This is a genomic window from Paenibacillus sp. FSL H3-0310 (assembly GCF_038002785.1).
Classification (GTDB): Bacteria; Bacillota; Bacilli; order Paenibacillales; family Paenibacillaceae; genus Paenibacillus_AQ; species Paenibacillus_AQ odorifer.
Genome location: NZ_JBBODC010000001.1, coordinates 2459248 through 2475959 on the forward strand (window position 1 = coordinate 2459248; position 16712 = coordinate 2475959).

Here is a 16712-nt window from a genome sequence, read left to right on the forward strand (position 1 = left end):
AATCGTGCAGATAAAGTCGGGAAGATAAAAACCATCTCTGATAACCTTATAATTAACGAGGGGAGGCAACGTCATGGATACGCTGGTACAACTGAACAAAGCAATAAACTATATTGAGGAGAACCTAACAAATCCCATTGATTATCAGGAGGTTGTGAAAATAGCCTGCTGTTCGGAATATCATTTTACTCGCATGTTCTCATTCCTAGCAGGCATTACTCTGTCGGAATACATCCGGCGTCGACGTCTAACTTTGGCAGCACTCGAGCTTTCACAAAGTAATATCAAAATTATCGATACCGCTCTGAAGTATGGTTATAATTCGCCGGATTCCTTTTCTAGGGCTTTCCATAGCCTGCATGGGGTTAGTCCTTCAGAAGCTCGGGTCCATGGACATTCCCTTAAGGCGTTCCCTCGGATGTCGTTTCAGCTGACTATCAAAGGAGGAAATGAAATGAATTACCGGATTGAAAACAAAGAGTCTTTCCGCATCGTGGGCATAAAAAAACGGGTTCCAATCATTTTCCAAGGGGTCAATCCGGAGATTGCGTCTATGTATGAAGGGTTGACGCCGGAAATGATTGATGAGATGAAGAGATTTTCTGATGTTGAGCCCTCAGGGTTTATAAGCGCCTCTACAAATTTTTCTGAAGGACGTATGGAGGAAAAAGGAGAGTTCGATCATTATATTGGCGTTGCCACTACAAAAGACTCATGGAATGGCTTGGAACAGCTGGAAGTGGCGGCCTCTATGTGGGCTGTATTCACAGTCGTCGGCTCTTTTCCGAGTGCGCTACAAGAGATCTGGGGGCGAATATATTCGGAATGGGCTCCGTCATCGGGATATGAGCTAATTAAAGGGCCTGAAATTCTATGGAATGAGCACAAAGATATCACATCGCCAAATTTTAAAAGTGAAATATGGGTGCCTATCACTAAGAAATAAAAGAGTTTGGTTGGACTATTGAAACTGAGCGCTGAATATCCTTTCACAACGAAGCTGCCGCGAAAAATCATTCCGGCAGCTTCGTCAAGCTATAGGCAGGATATTTCGAAAATGTTGTAGAAGTACAACCTATCGTGTTAATGACAGAACGGGAAAATCATATTTACTCCGCATTCATGACCCTTTTATAGAGGACATGAAAGGTCTGCAACATACATACAGCGGCATTCTTGGAGAATTGCAAATGCTTGAGAAGCTGGGAAGCTGGAGCACCAACGAAATACAGGCTCCCGTAAGAAACAATGAGGGTGAACTTATTACGATCATTGAATACGAAGGTGAACTGCTAAACTGCTCCGTCCTCACCTGGTTGGATGGAAGAGACCTGAATATGAATGATGTTAACAATCTTGAACTGGTAAAAGAACTGGGATCTCAAATAGCAGAACTGCATACTTTTTTTCGGCAGTACGAACATTCAGGTATGGAGATTCGCCCGAGTCAAGGCAAAGCTTATAATGAACGGATGATCCGTGTGATTCATTCGGGTGTGAGAAAGAATTTATTTACGCCTCCTGATGCTAATGTCATTGAACAAACGCTGCAATTGATCAACTCCCGGTTAGATGACCATGGCGGGGAGGCTGGCCCGGACCTTATTCATGGGGATTTGTGTATGGGTAATATCATCATCACAACCGAAGGAAAGGTGCGTTTTATCGATTTTGGCTTTTTCGGAAAAGGTTATGCTTTACTTGATGTAGCCATGGGAGCTATGATGCTGCCTTCCGATCGAAGAGATACTTTCCTAAAGGGTTATTACAGAGCGTGTGAAAATACAGCGAGTGCTCTACTGCAGTTAGAAGGTTTAATGTTGGTCGCTATTATTGGGTATTACGTTTTCCAGATAGAGAATGTACATGTTCATGACTGGATGCGTGAAAGAATGCCCAAATTATGCGCTGAATATTGTCGCCCCTTCCTCAATGGTGAAAGTATATTTTATAAAATATGAAATGGAACGTTCAGGGTTGAACTAACGAGGACTGGCATGTTTGATAAAAATTGATTATAACCGTTTATCACCAAACGTGTTATCAAAAAAATAGTAAAATAATACTGTTAAGCGCGATGGCTGTCGATTAGCATTTATTTCGATTATATTATAACAAGGAATGAAAGGGGGAATGGTGTTGATTGAACATAGCAATCTTGAAGAATTTCAAGATCCGGTAAATTACGATCTTGAATTTGACGGTGAAATGGACAAATATCAGTTCTATCTTGAGCTTGCCAGATCGAGTCCTGGGGAAGTGTTAGAACTTGCTTGTGGTACAGGCTTAACAACGATCCCCCTCTCGAAAGCCGGTATAACAATGACCGGTGTAGATATCTCTTCAGCGATGATTGCGTATGCGCGGTTGAAGGCGAAAGGGCTGACTGTTACTTTTATGGAAGGTGATGCCCGTACCTTCGAATCGGACAAGCGATTTTCGATGATTTATTTGACTGGTAATGCTTTTCAGGCATTTTTAAGTGATCAAGATCAAAGCGATTTGCTCACGACCGTTCACAAACATTTACAACCTCATGGAATCTTTGCATTTGAGACCCGAAATCCGGAGGGAACGGATTTATCCGATCAAGAGGAGACAGAATGGGGATCATTTATTGATAAGGATGGAAATAACGTCAAGGTATCAGGCACCCAATGTTACGATGCTGGCCAGCATATCATGCATTGGGTCACGATGCGTGATTGGGGGTATAAGCGAACGACTTCCCGAATTGCTTGTCGGTTCACGGATCCGAATACGCTACATTCTTTATTAACTCGTCACGGCTTTCGCGTCGAACATCAATATGCTGACTGGGATAAAACGCCGTTTTCTCTGTCATCTTCATCTATCATTAGTGTTTGTAGGAAATGTTAGGAGAAACGTAATGCATTGCGATAGAACCCCCCCTCAGATTGAGGGGGATTTTGTTGTTTCTAAGTTTAGCATCCTTTTCGCATTAAGAATTCAATCGGTCCGCGGGCCATTCGTTTTCTGCTCAATAAATAAAAAAGAAGTCGACCCTCTCGTTGGTCGGCTTCTAATTGTTCTATTGCGCGGTCAGGATTTGTGGTCCTTCAGCGGTGATGGCGATCGTATGCTCGTATTGGGCGGCGAGCTTGCGGTCCAGCGTCCGGGCGGTCCAGCCGTCCTGATCAATTGTCATGTTGTAGGTGCCTTCAGTGATCATGGGCTCGATCGTGAATACCATGCCTTCCTTGATGCGGGGGCCTTTGCCGGGCTTGCCGACATGCATATAGGTCGGCTCCTCGTGAAGGTCACGACCGATGCCATGAGCGAGAAGGTCGCGCACGACACCGAAGTTGTTCGATTCGGCATGCTGCTGGATTGCGCTCGTCACGTCTCCAAGCCGATTGCCGGGCTGTGCCTGCGCGATGCCGAGATCAAGGCACTCCTTCGTGACGCGCATCAGCTTCTCAGCCGCCGGTGAGATCTTCCCGACCGCATAGCTCCAGGCTGAATCGCCGAGCCAGCCGTCGAGCTCCGCTACCGTGTCGATCGTCACGATATCGCCTTCCTCAAGTGGCTTATTTGTAGGGAAGCCATGTGCAATTACGTCGTTGACGGAGGCACAGGTTGCATATTGATAGCCATTGTAGCCCTTCGTATAGGGTTTGGCGCCGTGCTTCAAAATAATATCTTCGAATATGCGCTCAATCTCGTTCGTTGTGATGCCCGGTTTGATGAGCGGAGCAATTGTGCGATGGCATTCGGCCACAACCTGGCATGCCTTGCGGATGGCTTCGATTTCATACTTGCTTTTTAAGATAACCATGTTTGTTTCAGGACTCCTTTGTAATGGCTTGCATCGCGAGTTGGGCGATTCGATCGACGTCCAGCTCGGAATTGTTCGCATAGTAGTGCAGCCCGCAGCAGCCGACCAACACGGCAAGCATAAGGTTGATGCTGTCGTCTTCGCGTTGGATAGTCGATTGGAGTGGAACATACAGTCTTTCCATGAATCGTCTCTTGGCAGGGTGCCGATCTTTCTCTGGCAAGCCTGTAAAATGCTCCGCTGCCATTTTGTAGACGAGATATGCGCGGGCATCTGACTGCCACAACTGGAGTAGCATCTTGCAATACGTTAACAACTGCCTGTCGTCAGGGGTGTCCCGGCTGATGTTCGCCCATTGAGTCAGGGTTTGCTCACATCGCTCGAAGCCGCTGCTCAGCACATCTTCTATTAGTAAATACCGGTTGGGGTAATAATGGTATACCGTGCCATAACCGAGACCAGCCTCGCGGGCGACGTCGCGAATATCAAAGCTTCCGCCTGTACGGAAGTAGGTGCGCGCGGCGAAGTCCAGGATTTGTTCCCTGCGCTGCATGCGTATGAGCTCATTTTGTTCTTTGGTACGGGGGCACATGGGCGCGTTAACCTCCTTTTTTATAGACCTGCAAATTTGTCAATATAAAGAGTGTAACGCATGAGGCGGAGAAATGCAATTGTTTGTTGGCGTTCGATGAAAACAACAAGGACACCATCATTGCGTCGTTAAAACGAAAGATGAAGAAGCTCGAAAAAGAAAATAAAAAGTTGCGAGAACAACTTAAGTTTTCCTATGCGGAGGTCTATCAAAGGATTCGAGGGAATGACTGTTAGCTTATTCAGCTAACGGGCAGCTTAGTTTAAGATCATTCTCGGTGAACTGTATCATAAATAGGGGCAAGTTTAACCCTTGAAACCAGTGAGCTAGGATCAATTTCGTTTCGAGTTAATGTAAATAATAGCCGTTATTTTAAAATATGCGACAAGAATTGCATTTAAGGAAACATTATTGTATGATTTTGGTGTGTTAAAAATTGGAAAATTCAATCGTCATTGTGTGGACAGTACGGAAACTACTTCAGCAGTTAATTATGGCGTAACCAAAGTTTCTTATACTCATTAACTAAGGAGAAGCAGCCTTGCGTAAGAAGAAATATGTTAGCATTGCCTCAATTACATTGATTGTGATTATGGTCGTTCTATTCTTCAGTATGAAAAATGTTCTTTTCGACGGCTCTTCTAACAAATCAGAGGAACAGGCCGCCACAACAACCAGTGAGATGATTAACGAGACAGAGAAACCAGCTGCCACAATAACGAATAAGGGAACCAATGAAAAGAAGAGCGTAACCGCGATGGAGGCACTGCGCCTTGGGTACTTAGAGGCGAAGAAGCTGACGGAAGAAGAGCCGTTACTTATTAACATAACAAGCACGGATGACACTTCTGTTTCCCAGGAACGAACCGATGGTTCGGATGGAACAAGAGATGCTTGGAATCTCGAATTTGGCAGCAAGAAAGGGAATGTTTTTATTTATATCAAGATCGATAATGGAATGGCCATTAAGACTGATGTGAAAAAGCACGATAAGAATTTACTTGTAAAAGGACAGTATGCGATATCTGATATTCAAATCGATTCTTCCGATGCAGTTAAACAAGCTGTTGAGAGACTGGGGATGAAACCAGGAAATCCTGCTATAGCAGATGACTGGATCAAGGGGTATCATTTTACTATCAGCGGGTATAATACTGATCCTAACTCCTCCAAAACACGTCTGCTGCTAAGAGTTATGGGTATCTCGCCGAATTCTCCTAATCGTGAGAATGACAGTTTGAGAATGAGCGCTTTCTTTGATGTCAAAACAGGCGAATTGATGAGCGCTACCGAGATGACAGGCTTCGACAAGGAAGGGAATACCATGTGGAAGAATAGTGAGCTTAAATACTGATGACGGCATAAATAAATGAAGAAGGAAGATATTTTCATAAAAATACAACATATTACCAAATAAAGAGTTATTATTGATGGAACTTACCGTGCGTTACTGCTCATGAGCAGACGCATGGTAAGTTTGTTTTTGTGTAAAGGCGTTATTAACTGTCTACTTGGTAAAGGCTATACGCATCACTCAAGTTTATTGAAACTGGAAATATCCATTCTTCCAGGTGATGTATATGCTGTGTATATTCTTTAGTCCCCTGAACGGCGGTTAGGGCAATTGGAACCTAGCGGATCAAAGAAAGAGCATTCTGCAAAGGATGGCCCAAAAACTTACCGTTACAAACAGCGCGGTGAACTGTATCACAAGTTGTGGTAAAGTAGATTGTTGGGTTGAGCTAAGAGCAGCAATGTTAAAAATTGCAGATTGTTGTTTATAGATTGCTAAGTGAGGATTGAAAGGCTGAAAGATTGATGAATAAAGGGATGCAGGCGATTCGCAAAGCAAATAATTTAGTGCGATCCTAATAAAAGATGAGGTATATGTAATGCCAAAAAACGATAATATGCTGGCAATCCTATGGATGCTGAATTCGGGTGTTAAAATGACCGCAAAACAAATATCCGAAAAGTTAGAAATAAATATAAGGACAGTCTATCGGTATATTGATGCGCTAAGTGCCAGTGGAGTGCCTATAATATCGGACACTGGTCATAATGGCGGGTATAGCTTACTGAATAATTTTATCAGAGCACCTCTGCTATTTGATATTGAAGAAAAAAAAGCACTTCTTCATGCTGCTGTTTTTGCAAAAGAAGCGGGATACCCTTTGAGTGAGGCTTTAGGTAATGCGACATCCAAATTGAAAATGTATTCGAATCAGGAACAGGAAAGTGTTCTCAGCCATCATTTAGCCGGATTTGAAGTTATAAACCGTAGGGGAGACCCTTCTATTCAGCCAGTATTGGCGGAATTGGAGCAAGCTGTAGCAAACGAATTCTCTGTAGAAATTGATTATCACACACGCCGTGATGATCAACCCAAGACTAGGGTGATAGATCCCTATGGAATGGTGTACTGGAACAATAAATGGTATATTGTTGCATTTTGCCACCTGAGAAATGAGATCCGCAGCTTTCGGGTAGAACGGATTTTACAAATCAAGCGGACTCAAAACATATTTAAACGTTCCGAAGCTTTTTTGGCTCGGGAATTTTTTTTGCGAAATCTATTACCTGATTTAGTCGGCAAGGACGGGTTAATTGCTTTAATTATCGAAGGTAGGTCAGAGGCGTTGGATGACTTATGCCTGCATTGGTTTTTGGGGCATCATCTGAAAGAGCGTACATCAAATCAAGCAATCTTTTTACTTGAGGAAAAATCAATTCATACCTATGTTCCTAATTTTCTCTTATCCTACGGGAAATCCATTCAAGTAATCGAACCACAGAGTTTGAAGGAAAAACTTGTTGGTGTTGTGTCGGAGTTAATGGAATATTATCAACTTTAAAAACTTCACTGACAGCGGATGTCAGTGAAGTCATTTTATAATGATGATAATCATTGATTACCTGGTTGGTATCACTTGATGAATTGTAAAATAGGGAGAACTTGCAAATGAATAATACGGTATATCTTTATGTGTTTGACACAATGGCAGACTGGGAAATAGGTTACTTAACTGCCGAACTGAACTCGGGAAGATATTATAAAAAGGGGCTGGCCCCATCAAAAATAGTTACCGTGGGAATTGATAAGACTCCAGTAACTACAATGGGCGGATTAAAAATATTACCTGACATCAAATTGGATGATTGCAGTATTGAAAGATCCGATCTATTGATTTTACCCGGTGGAGATACATGGACAGAAACCATTCACCACCCCCTCTTAAAAATCGCTGAAAGGTGTTTAAGGGAAGGTATATGGGTTGCAGCGATTTGTGGTGCTACAATGGGACTTGCCCAGACAGGATTGCTGAATTCACGTGGGCATACAAGCAATGATCTGGAATACCTTAAAATGATCTGTCCCACTTATACAGGAGAAAAGTATTACAAAATGGAGTCTGCTGTAACTGATGGAAAACTGATCACCGCATCTGGAATAGCTCCGTTGGAATTTTCTGCACACATCTTGAAAGCTTTGGATGTGTTTTCTCCAAAAACATTAGACGCTTGGTATAGCCTTTATAAGACTAGTGATTCTAAATATTACTATGAGTTGATGAATTCAATACAATGAAGGTATCAGCATTTAAGGAGGAGTAAAAGTGTGTTGTATATATGGGTAAGGACAAGATGCCGTATGAGTAACAATGCGATTTAAAATATTCGTTCCACAGAAATCCTAACGGAGTACGATAGTTAAGCATAAAGGGTTCCACATATTAGTCATGACTAATATGTGGAACCCTTTATTATATCTGACTTTCCTAAATCTAGATCTTGATAAATTTAAAAATAAAGTTGTAGACTGCACGCTGGCGTTAAGTTGTCTAAGAATACATTTGGATAAAGTGGGAGATATTACTGAAAACTTCTCCAGATGGGCGGTTATTATGCAAAAAATACTGATATCATTTTTGGCGATACTTATTTTTTCCACTGTTACAGTAGAGGCTGCGCCTGAATACGCAAAATGGGGCAAAATTGCAGTAGAGGAAACACAAAAACGATACAATGCAGTCATAATTGATTATAAGCACATTGGTCGTACTGAACTAACACCTAAAAAGTCTGAAGAGAAATTCAAACTATGGATTAGAAGCAAAGCAGGTAACGAGTTTGGAGTTTTTGTATCGATCCAATTTGACCCGCTAACTGATACAATCCAATCGATTCAGTTTTCTGAAACTAATCGTTAGATTTAATAAATCTCGCGATTACGCTAATGGGGCACGATAGCACAATGACAACAGGCTGCCGAGATCATAGGCAGCCTGTTCAACTAACTTATCCTCTAATTGAACGCCCTTAATCCCAAGGATGAAATCCCTCCAAAATGCTGTGAAATAACAGCTTTTTATGAACAAGAACTAACCATAGCGTACCAAAAAGGACTAAATTTACTACTTTATTCTACAATTTCAACATATGAAAAATTCACAATAGAAAACTCAAAACCTATTCCTCTCCCTAGCTACTAACCACTAATTCTACAAATTCTACGCCCATACAAACAAAAACCATGAAAAAGGATATCTACACCAACCCTTATGTTTAAACAAGCTTTTTTTCTATTTTTATTGCTAATTCCATAGCTTGAAAGGCATAGTCTAACTCGATTATTGATGTAGAACCCTCCTCTAAGCACTGGAGAGCATGCGTAATACTCTTTTCAAAAGGATTAGCTTGTTCTAACAAAAGTTGCTGTTTACCTGCAGAGGTATATTCAATTAATGATCCTTCAACCATGCCATTCATGTCGTCACTTTCTTGATAGACTAGCTTTCCTTGTTCAAAATAAGCCTCATACCCTACGGAAAAAGGATAACCAGCTGGCATTTGTGAGGATACAACGATCTCTGCGGAGACATTCGTTTTCTGAAAATGGGTACGCACTAAAGCTTGTTCACTTCGTCCACCATCGGTTCCCCACACAAAGTATTCTTCTAACGATCCAAGCAGCCACGTTACAAAATCAAGTTCGTGAATCATCAGATTTGTGGAGATAGAATGAAGTCCGAGATCCCCCCAGAGAGGAGACGTTTCTCTTTTTAAGGTGAAGGCTAAAAGCTTTCCATATTTCTCATTAGTAGTGGTTTCGTATAAATATTTGTACGCAGGATCAAATTTAATAAACTGGTTAACGAGAATTCGTCTGCCATACAATTGTTCTGCTTCCTTCATCGCAAGGGCATCTTCAATGGTAAAGCATACGGGGGTTTCACAGAATACATGTTTTCCATGCTTAAGCGCCTCAACGGCATACTGTCTATGTAAAGTCACGGGCAGACAGATATCGATTACATCAATCGTGGTATCAAGCATGATATCCTCTATATTTGTGGTAATCTCAACGCCTAACGTTTGTTTTAAATTTTGCAGCGTAGCTTCATTTCTACCATAAAGAACTACTTTGTCTACACGCTCATTTTTCGTCAATAATTCTGCATGATAAGCTCCGAACCCTGTTCCTAATACGGCAATTTTCATATGTTTCAGCTCCCTTTATGTAATGACTAAATCATAACCTGTTATTGTTGACAACATCATGGCAAGAATTTTGAAGTATACTAGATAAAAAAGAAAAGCTCGGAGGTTCTCATGCGCTTACATCGTTTGATCGCTATTTTATTATTAGTGGAGTCGAGAGGGAAAATGAAGGCCAATGAACTAGCTCAAGCCTTGGAAACTTCTGTACGTTCTATCTATAGAGATATAGATGTACTAGCTGAAGCTGGTATTCCTTTGTTGTCTATGTCGGGGCCCAATGGTGGTATCTCTTTAATGGAGGGATACACAGTTAACCTGAAGCAGTTACATGGTGAAGATGTAATCAATCTATATTTAACAGGTATGGGCATCTATTCTGGGGGACATTCTGAATCGGGTCTTAAGCTGAAAACGACGCTGTTGAAATTACAAAAAACATTGCCCGCATCCTACCAACCTGACATTCAGAAAGCGCAAAAACGCTTTTATTTCGATGACACACCTTGGTGGACAGAACGAATAGAAATTCCCTGTCTGGAATCTATTCGGACAGCCGTTTGGCGATCTCATAAACTACAGATTGCGTACCAAAAGGTTAGCGGAGAAATATCATACAGGAAATTACAGCCCTATGGTCTTGTGGTGAAAAAAGAGGAATGGTATCTTATAGCCTACTGTGAAGAAGCTAAGCACATCCGCACATTTAAATGTGAGCGAATTGCCTCTACGCAGCTTGTGGAAGAAGAGTACTCTATACCTATGGATTTTTCATTAGAAGAGCACTGGAAGCAGCAGGGACAGGTTTTTAAGCAAGTTTGTAAAGAGGAAGAGGTCTATCCTGTTGTGATTAGAGCCGATAAGAGAACAATGTCTTCTTTATCTCAGCTAGAGGTCATGGAAATGAGAGAAGAAGGGGATGCATTCATTTTAAAGGTGAATATGTTTGGTTATGAAAGTGCATGTGCTAATATCTGGAGCATAATAGGACATTCCGAAATCATTGAGCCATTAGAGCTAAGGCAATATGTGAAAGGCCAGTTGAGTTTTCTGCAGGGAATATATGATTAACCGTTTTTTCTATGTAAAAGAGACCGTAGCTATTGCATATTCTGCAAAGATACGGTCCCGATTTTCTGATAAATGAATTAATTCATATAGTTAGTTAACATAATAATGATTATGTTAACTAATATGAGTATGATCCAGTAAATGACGTATTTAATTGGATAAGTTATCCTTTTATTGCTCTAGTTTCAACACCAAGTGTTAATTTCTCTCTGGCAACAAGTCTTTTGTGCGCTACGAGAAGAAAAGGAAGACCAAAAGCTGTTGTTAAAGCCAACGGTACGAAGATCGCAAGGCCATTCTGAGCGCCATAATGGTCTAACAACACCCCCCCGAAGATAGGTGCCATAACACTCCCTAAATTATTAAAGCCAATCGTACCAAAGTACGTCCCTTTCATTTCAGGTTTGGCAATCCGATCGATCAACATATCCATCATCGTAAAGAGTAAGACTTCCCCTATAGTGAACAGAACTACACTGATCATTAATAGAGCCACACCACCTGCAAGCCCCACTAAGAGAAGACTAAGTGCAACGCAGATATTCCCAAGGATTAAAGGGACAATCGGCGGGAATTTACTTGCCGTTCGTACAATGGGATACTGCACTACTAACACGGTTATAGCATTCAGTGACAACATATAGGAGAACAATTGCCCACCATTGGTGAAATGCGTATTCATCGCTAAATATTGAGCCATTGTTGAGCCGAAGTGACCGTATCCTAACACACAAAAGATGGTACCCAGAAGTACAGGTAGGAACACACGGTCTTTACCGGTGATTGTCAAAGCTTCGAGTAAACGTGGTGCTTGAGCTTGTGTACGGTCGGGCATGCTTGAACGATGTGCCTTAAATTGCATGAATAATACAATTCCATATGCAACATAAACGATTCCTGCGATTAGAAAAGGAAAAGTTGATTCCGCAGAGCCGAGCTGTAGCCCAATGATCGGACCAAATACTACACCAAGATTAATTGCTGCATATCTAAGATTAAAGACAAGCAGCTTGCTCTCGGGAGGTGTAATATCAGATAAAAGTGCCCGTGAAGTAGGCTCGAATACAGATCGACATAAGCCGTTCAAGGTGTTCACCAGGAAAAATACCCATAGATGTTGAGCCACTGAGAATCCGAAGAAGACGGCTGCCCAGCCAAATACCGAGATTAACATGACGATTTTGCGGCCAACAATATCAGAAATATAACCGCCATAAAAACTGGCCAATACGCCTGCCAGCGAGCTAACCGCGACCGTAATCCCTGTTTGTGTCGGGGAAGCTCCGAGAACTTGGGTTAGATAGATGGATAAGAACGGGATGCTCATCGAGGTCACCAGACGTCCGAACATGGTGCCGATGATAATTGTCCAGGCTAGTGGGTGAATGTGCCTTAGATGCTGATTCATAATGATTACGATCTCCTAGTCTTATTGCTCTAATATTGTTGCTGCATATTCCTTGTTGATTTATGTATAATTATAATGATAAAAGGGGGAAGGAAAAGTGTAAGGATTACATTAACCATTTCACCTTTAAAGGAGTGAACCATTTGGACCAGATAAGTAATCATTTTTTATGTTTAGCAGCAGGCGTTACTAGTTCGTTCAAACTGAATGAACCTGTTCCTGTGACGATAGATTTATTGGCTTCGATCCTGATTTGCACTCCACGTAATGTTAAATTCGTGCTGCGGAAACTGGAAGAGCAGGAATATATTCAATGGCAGCCGGGGAGAGGCAGGGGGCATATCTCTCAACTTACTTTTTTAAAAAGTATTGATGAGGTATTCGAGGATAGCTTTCAGGAGTTAGTCAGTAAAGGAAAGATAAAAGAAGCTATCGAATTGATGAGCAGCGATCAGGTGACCGGACCCTTAAAGGAACGATTGTTAACGATGTTAAATAAACAGATGGGTTTCCGTAGTGAAGCAGAGTCAACCTCAGGGCTGGACGTCCTGCGGATTACCCGTAACCGGCATATGGAAGTACTGGACCCTGCTTATGTATACACCGCTTTTGAATCCTATTTGCTGGGTCAGATCTATAGCACACTAGTTACTTATGACGCAACGACCGATACCTTTCTTCCTGGTTTGGCCCATATGTGGGAAGCTAATGAGGGCCATACAAGTTACATTTTTTACCTCCGTAAGGGGGTGCGCTTTCATCACGGAAGAATCATGACCTCGAGAGATGTAAAAGAGACGCTACAACGGCTTATCGACTTGAACAGCCCTGCGGTTAGCCTTTATAAGGATATCGAACGAGTAGAGGTTGAAGGAGATCATCGAATCCGGTTTGTGTTGTCACGTCCAAATCTCTTTTTTCTGCATCTGTTCAGTTGTATTCACATGTCCATTCTTCCTTACGATATAGATATCACTAGTGAAGTAAGCGGTACAGGTCCCTACCGTTTATTGGATCTGAATGAGGATGTTTTGGTGCTCGCAGCTTTTGATTTTTATTTCGGAATTCGGCCGCTCCTGGATCGTGTTGAGATTTGGTATTTGCCAAAAGAGGCTTCTAATGAACGCCAATACCAGCTGCCAGATCCTGAACATGGAGAGCTTTTACCTGATATCATCAGCAATCACAGTATAGATTACCCAGCCTTAGGCTGCAGATATATTCTGTTTAATTTTCATAGAGAGGGAATTCATCAGCAGCTATGGTTTCGCCAAGTGATCCGTATCCTTTACAGTCGAACGGCTTTAATAAAAGAATTGGGTGGCAATCGTATCACTCCAGCAGATAGCTTTTTGCCATGGGAGAGCAGTAAGAGAGAGCTTCTAGATCCAACTTTGGAACATGCCCGAGCGCTTTTAGCGGAAAATGGGTATCAGGGAGAAGTCATTACTTTAGCAACTAAGGATAAAAAAGAAGAACGAGAAGAAGCGTTATGGCTCCAAACACGCGCTGCCTCCGTAGGTTTGCAAATTGAGTTATATTTTTTCAATGAATTTAAGGCAGATCATATACAGACAACAGCAGAGATCCAGCTTGCTGAAGAGGTTTTAGAAGATGATTGGCAATGGGGAATGATTAACTACTTTAATAATAAATCTAATTATTTATTTTCTTTGCTTAGAGAGGACCAGATTTCATTGTTTTCGAAGGTATTAGGTCCTTTCGCAGAGTCTCCAAAGGATGAACGGGTGAAACTGCTGAATCAAGCGGAGGGAATTCTACGAGACAATTATTGGGTGCTGCATGGCTGTCATATGAATAAAAAAGCTCAGCTAAATCAAAGCCTGTTTGGTCTGCACACCGGTTCCTTCGGGTTTCTGGACATCTCTAAGTTATGGATTAAAACTAGGCTTTAAGGTTTTCTTTTGTTATACTTTCCAGGGAGGCTGTATCGATAGAATCGAATGGCGCTCTAGATGGATCAGATTTAAGAATAGTAATTTATTTGTAGCCATGGAGGTGAACTCGTTGGATTTTGCTCAGATCCGTATGGACCGAGACAAAAGAACGGTCGATACTTGACTCTTTTTTTGCCATTCGGACCTGTTTAGCGGATAAGCTAAGCGGTCTTTTTATTTGTTAAAAATTAGGTGAAAAAAGGGGAGACTTACATGCGATTTCTATTCGTGGGTGCAGGAGCTATTGGTGGTTATTTTGGAGGGCGTCTGGTTCAAAAAGGGGAAGATGTAACTTTTCTAGTCCGTTCTACTAAACAAAAGCAGTTAGAAGATGAGGGTCTGGCAATAAAAAGTGTGCATGGTGACTTTCAGACTCCCGTTCGGACGATTACATATGGGGAGAAGGCAGCGCCTTTTGACTGTATTATTATTGCAGTGAAGGCCTATCATTTGCCTCAGGTGATGATGGATCTTACCCCTTTCGTCGGTGAACAGACTATGATTCTCCCGCTCCTTAATGGGTATAAACATTTTAGTATTTTGCAGCAGCATTTTGGAGCAGAAAAGGTATTGGGTGGTCTTTGTTATATCGAGACAACGTTAGGTTCTAATGGAGCTATCATACAAAGTAGTTCTTTTCATAGTATTGTGTTTGGTGAATGGGCGGGTGGGGAGTCAGAACGAACGCAGAAACTTCTCAGTCATTTGGATAAAGCAGGATTCACTGTGATACTAAGCTCTGATATTCAGCGCGAAGTGTGGCAGAAATATATATTCGTAGCTAGTTTAAGCGGGATTACAACTTTAATGGATAGCTCGGTTGGACCCATTTTAGCCTCATCTACAGCGCGTACTATTTATGAGCAGCTTCTGAATGAGATCGTGAGTATAGCGCAAAGTGCAGGTATGCCTGTTGGAGCAGATATGGTATCGGTCACGATGCAAAAGATGGATTCGGTGCTACCCGAATTTACTTCCTCTATGCATAGGGATATGCTAAAACATCTGCCAGTGGAAGCTGAACATCTGCATGGTGCACTTTTGGCGATGGCTGTACCTGGTCAAGTTATGTATCCCATTCTCGAAACCTTATATGCCCGTTTGAAAGTATACGAAAGCGTTAATGATATGAGATGATCTGTATAAAATAACTTTAAGGAGCTGGACGATTATGAAGCAACTGAATCAAAAGATAATGACATTTCTAATGTTCGAAGGAAAGGCTGAAGAAGCTATGAATTTCTATACTTCTTTATTTGATCACTCCGAAATCATCAGTATTAAACGTTATGGAGCAAATGAAGCAGGCCCTGAAGGGAGTGTCATGCAGGCTACTTTTTCATTACATGGACAAGTTTTTATGTGTATAGATAGCTATGTGAAGCATGGATTCACCTTTACTCCAGCAGTATCCTTGTATGTGAATTGTGAAAGTGAAGCCGAAATTGACCGCGTTTATGAAGCATTATCCCAGGGTGGACAGGTGCTCATGCCACTAGGCGAATATCCATTCAGTTCGAAATTTGGCTGGGTAGCGGATCAATTTGGTGTGTCATGGCAATTAAATCTTTCGGGGAATGTGTAATCGATTGATGTGTTGCACGGTCAGATAATATTCTGTATCACAAGGGGCCGAGTTCGTCTGTAAAATGACGTACTCGGCCCCTTAGTGTTCAGGCAGCGGAAAGGTCTGAGGAATCTTCTGATTTTAAATTACGATTGCAGCCCACGTAAGACTAATGATGAAATTCTCTCGGCGACTTCTTGTTGATTTATAGTATTATTCCCTGTTACCCATTGATAGACACCTTCATGGATCATTTGTGCGATGATCGGTACATAAAAGCTTTTCCCGTGATCTGGGTAGATATCTCCTAAAGCGTTAGATAAGTGAACCTTCAGCTCATTTATAATCTTCTCTTTCAATTGAGGGACAACCATCCCTATATAACTGCTGCGGCATTGTATGTTTGGTTGCTGATAGAAATCGAATACCGATAATACGAGTTGAGTGATGCCTTCTTGATCGAATTTAATTTCACCTTCAGTATGTTTTACAATAGCAGCGGATGCCGAATCACCCATAATATAATCCAATAATTCATATTTATCATTAAAGTGTGCATAGAACGTGGCTCGATTAACTTTAGCTCCCTTTGTTATATCGACGATTGTTATTTTCTCAAAATCCTTCAGGGAAACTAACCGTAAAAAGGAGTCAATTAAAGACTGTTTAGTCTGTGTCAGCCGAATATTGTTTACTTTAGTAGCCATTACTTCACTCCTACCCAACAATTTAGCAATCTTGTTGCTATAGCAACATTTGCAGGTTGATTGTTGATTGATACATTAAATTAGTAGCTGTATATTAGCAATTAAAGCAAC

16 protein-coding genes are annotated in these 16712 nt (G+C 41.6%); 11 read left to right on the forward strand and 5 right to left on the reverse strand.

Annotation, left to right across the window (positions count from 1 at the left end):
• Positions 1-73 precede the first annotated feature (73 nt).
• From MHH63_RS11015 to MHH63_RS11025, 3 genes are all read left to right on the forward strand, one after another.
• Positions 74-946 carry an AraC family transcriptional regulator gene (locus tag MHH63_RS11015; RefSeq protein WP_076302589.1) on the forward strand — a complete coding sequence of 291 codons (873 nt, stop codon included), beginning with the start codon at positions 74-76 and terminating at the stop codon, positions 944-946.
• Between the two features lie 100 nt (positions 947-1046).
• Entirely contained in the window at positions 1047-1961 is a 915-nt protein-coding gene (locus MHH63_RS11020; RefSeq protein WP_341172000.1) for a phosphotransferase enzyme family protein, read from the forward strand.
• 172 nt (positions 1962-2133) lie between these two features.
• Positions 2134-2880, forward strand: coding sequence for a class I SAM-dependent DNA methyltransferase (locus MHH63_RS11025; RefSeq protein ID WP_076126747.1), 747 nt, complete (start codon positions 2134-2136; stop codon positions 2878-2880).
• A 172-nt stretch (positions 2881-3052) separates the two neighbouring features.
• On the opposite strand, the gene map is transcribed toward MHH63_RS11025, so the two are convergent.
• Together map and MHH63_RS11035 are read right to left on the reverse strand one after the other, a co-directional pair.
• Positions 3053-3799 carry a type I methionyl aminopeptidase gene (map, locus tag MHH63_RS11030; RefSeq protein ID WP_036687603.1) on the reverse strand — a complete coding sequence of 249 codons (747 nt, stop codon included), beginning with the start codon at positions 3797-3799 and terminating at the stop codon, positions 3053-3055.
• Between the two features lie 7 nt (positions 3800-3806).
• The gene (locus MHH63_RS11035) at positions 3807-4391 is read right to left on the reverse strand and encodes a TetR/AcrR family transcriptional regulator (RefSeq protein ID WP_341171492.1); all 585 of its coding nucleotides are present in this window, start codon (positions 4389-4391) and stop codon (positions 3807-3809) included.
• A gap of 541 nt (positions 4392-4932) precedes the next feature.
• Here MHH63_RS11035 and MHH63_RS11040 point away from each other — a divergent pair.
• From MHH63_RS11040 to MHH63_RS11055, 4 genes are all read left to right on the forward strand, one after another.
• Positions 4933-5745, forward strand: coding sequence for a hypothetical protein (locus tag MHH63_RS11040; RefSeq protein ID WP_340976156.1), 813 nt, complete (start codon positions 4933-4935; stop codon positions 5743-5745).
• 538 nt (positions 5746-6283) lie between these two features.
• A complete protein-coding gene (locus MHH63_RS11045; RefSeq protein WP_076190218.1) occupies positions 6284-7246 on the forward strand; it encodes a helix-turn-helix transcriptional regulator in 963 nt (320 codons plus the stop codon).
• A gap of 107 nt (positions 7247-7353) precedes the next feature.
• Entirely contained in the window at positions 7354-7980 is a 627-nt protein-coding gene (locus MHH63_RS11050) for a type 1 glutamine amidotransferase family protein (protein ID WP_076126738.1), read from the forward strand.
• Between the two features lie 274 nt (positions 7981-8254).
• A complete protein-coding gene (locus MHH63_RS11055) occupies positions 8255-8602 on the forward strand; it encodes a DUF3889 domain-containing protein (RefSeq protein WP_341172001.1) in 348 nt (115 codons plus the stop codon).
• Positions 8603-8957: 355 nt separating this feature from the next.
• Here the strand turns inward: MHH63_RS11055 and MHH63_RS11060 are convergent, their stop codons facing one another.
• Positions 8958-9893, reverse strand: coding sequence for a Gfo/Idh/MocA family protein (locus MHH63_RS11060; RefSeq protein WP_341171493.1), 936 nt, complete (start codon positions 9891-9893; stop codon positions 8958-8960).
• Positions 9894-10004: 111 nt separating this feature from the next.
• Between MHH63_RS11060 and MHH63_RS11065 the strand changes: the two genes are divergently transcribed.
• Positions 10005-10961, forward strand: coding sequence for a helix-turn-helix transcriptional regulator (locus tag MHH63_RS11065; RefSeq protein WP_339281081.1), 957 nt, complete (start codon positions 10005-10007; stop codon positions 10959-10961).
• A 163-nt stretch (positions 10962-11124) separates the two neighbouring features.
• Here MHH63_RS11065 and MHH63_RS11070 read toward each other — a convergent pair whose 3' ends face one another.
• Positions 11125-12369: an MDR family MFS transporter gene (locus MHH63_RS11070; RefSeq protein ID WP_339281080.1), complete on the reverse strand. Its 1245-nt coding sequence runs from the start codon at positions 12367-12369 to the stop codon at positions 11125-11127.
• A gap of 143 nt (positions 12370-12512) precedes the next feature.
• Between MHH63_RS11070 and MHH63_RS11075 the strand changes: the two genes are divergently transcribed.
• From MHH63_RS11075 to MHH63_RS11085, 3 genes are all read left to right on the forward strand, one after another.
• Positions 12513-14285: an ABC transporter substrate-binding protein gene (locus tag MHH63_RS11075; RefSeq protein ID WP_339281079.1), complete on the forward strand. Its 1773-nt coding sequence runs from the start codon at positions 12513-12515 to the stop codon at positions 14283-14285.
• Positions 14286-14540: 255 nt separating this feature from the next.
• Positions 14541-15464, forward strand: coding sequence for a ketopantoate reductase family protein (locus MHH63_RS11080; protein WP_339281078.1), 924 nt, complete (start codon positions 14541-14543; stop codon positions 15462-15464).
• 34 nt (positions 15465-15498) lie between these two features.
• Complete coding sequence (locus MHH63_RS11085; protein ID WP_341171494.1) at positions 15499-15912, forward strand: VOC family protein; 414 nt, start codon at positions 15499-15501, stop codon at positions 15910-15912.
• A 128-nt stretch (positions 15913-16040) separates the two neighbouring features.
• Here MHH63_RS11085 and MHH63_RS11090 read toward each other — a convergent pair whose 3' ends face one another.
• Positions 16041-16601: a TetR/AcrR family transcriptional regulator gene (locus tag MHH63_RS11090; RefSeq protein ID WP_076302580.1), complete on the reverse strand. Its 561-nt coding sequence runs from the start codon at positions 16599-16601 to the stop codon at positions 16041-16043.
• Positions 16602-16712: the final 111 nt, after the last annotated feature.

Coding starts and splice junctions, on each gene's coding strand:
- MHH63_RS11015 (WP_076302589.1), top strand. CDS start 74: ATGGATACGCTGGTACAACTGAACAAAGCAATAAACTATATTGAGGAG.
- MHH63_RS11025 (WP_076126747.1), top strand. CDS start 2,134: ATGGTGTTGATTGAACATAGCAATCTTGAAGAATTTCAAGATCCGGTA.
- map (WP_036687603.1), bottom strand. CDS start 3,799: ATGGTTATCTTAAAAAGCAAGTATGAAATCGAAGCCATCCGCAAGGCA.
- MHH63_RS11035 (WP_341171492.1), bottom strand. CDS start 4,391: ATGTGCCCCCGTACCAAAGAACAAAATGAGCTCATACGCATGCAGCGC.
- MHH63_RS11045 (WP_076190218.1), top strand. CDS start 6,284: ATGCCAAAAAACGATAATATGCTGGCAATCCTATGGATGCTGAATTCG.
- MHH63_RS11050 (WP_076126738.1), top strand. CDS start 7,354: ATGAATAATACGGTATATCTTTATGTGTTTGACACAATGGCAGACTGG.
- MHH63_RS11060 (WP_341171493.1), bottom strand. CDS start 9,893: ATGAAAATTGCCGTATTAGGAACAGGGTTCGGAGCTTATCATGCAGAA.
- MHH63_RS11065 (WP_339281081.1), top strand. CDS start 10,005: ATGCGCTTACATCGTTTGATCGCTATTTTATTATTAGTGGAGTCGAGA.
- MHH63_RS11070 (WP_339281080.1), bottom strand. CDS start 12,369: ATGAATCAGCATCTAAGGCACATTCACCCACTAGCCTGGACAATTATC.
- MHH63_RS11080 (WP_339281078.1), top strand. CDS start 14,541: ATGCGATTTCTATTCGTGGGTGCAGGAGCTATTGGTGGTTATTTTGGA.
- MHH63_RS11085 (WP_341171494.1), top strand. CDS start 15,499: ATGAAGCAACTGAATCAAAAGATAATGACATTTCTAATGTTCGAAGGA.
- MHH63_RS11090 (WP_076302580.1), bottom strand. CDS start 16,601: ATGGCTACTAAAGTAAACAATATTCGGCTGACACAGACTAAACAGTCT.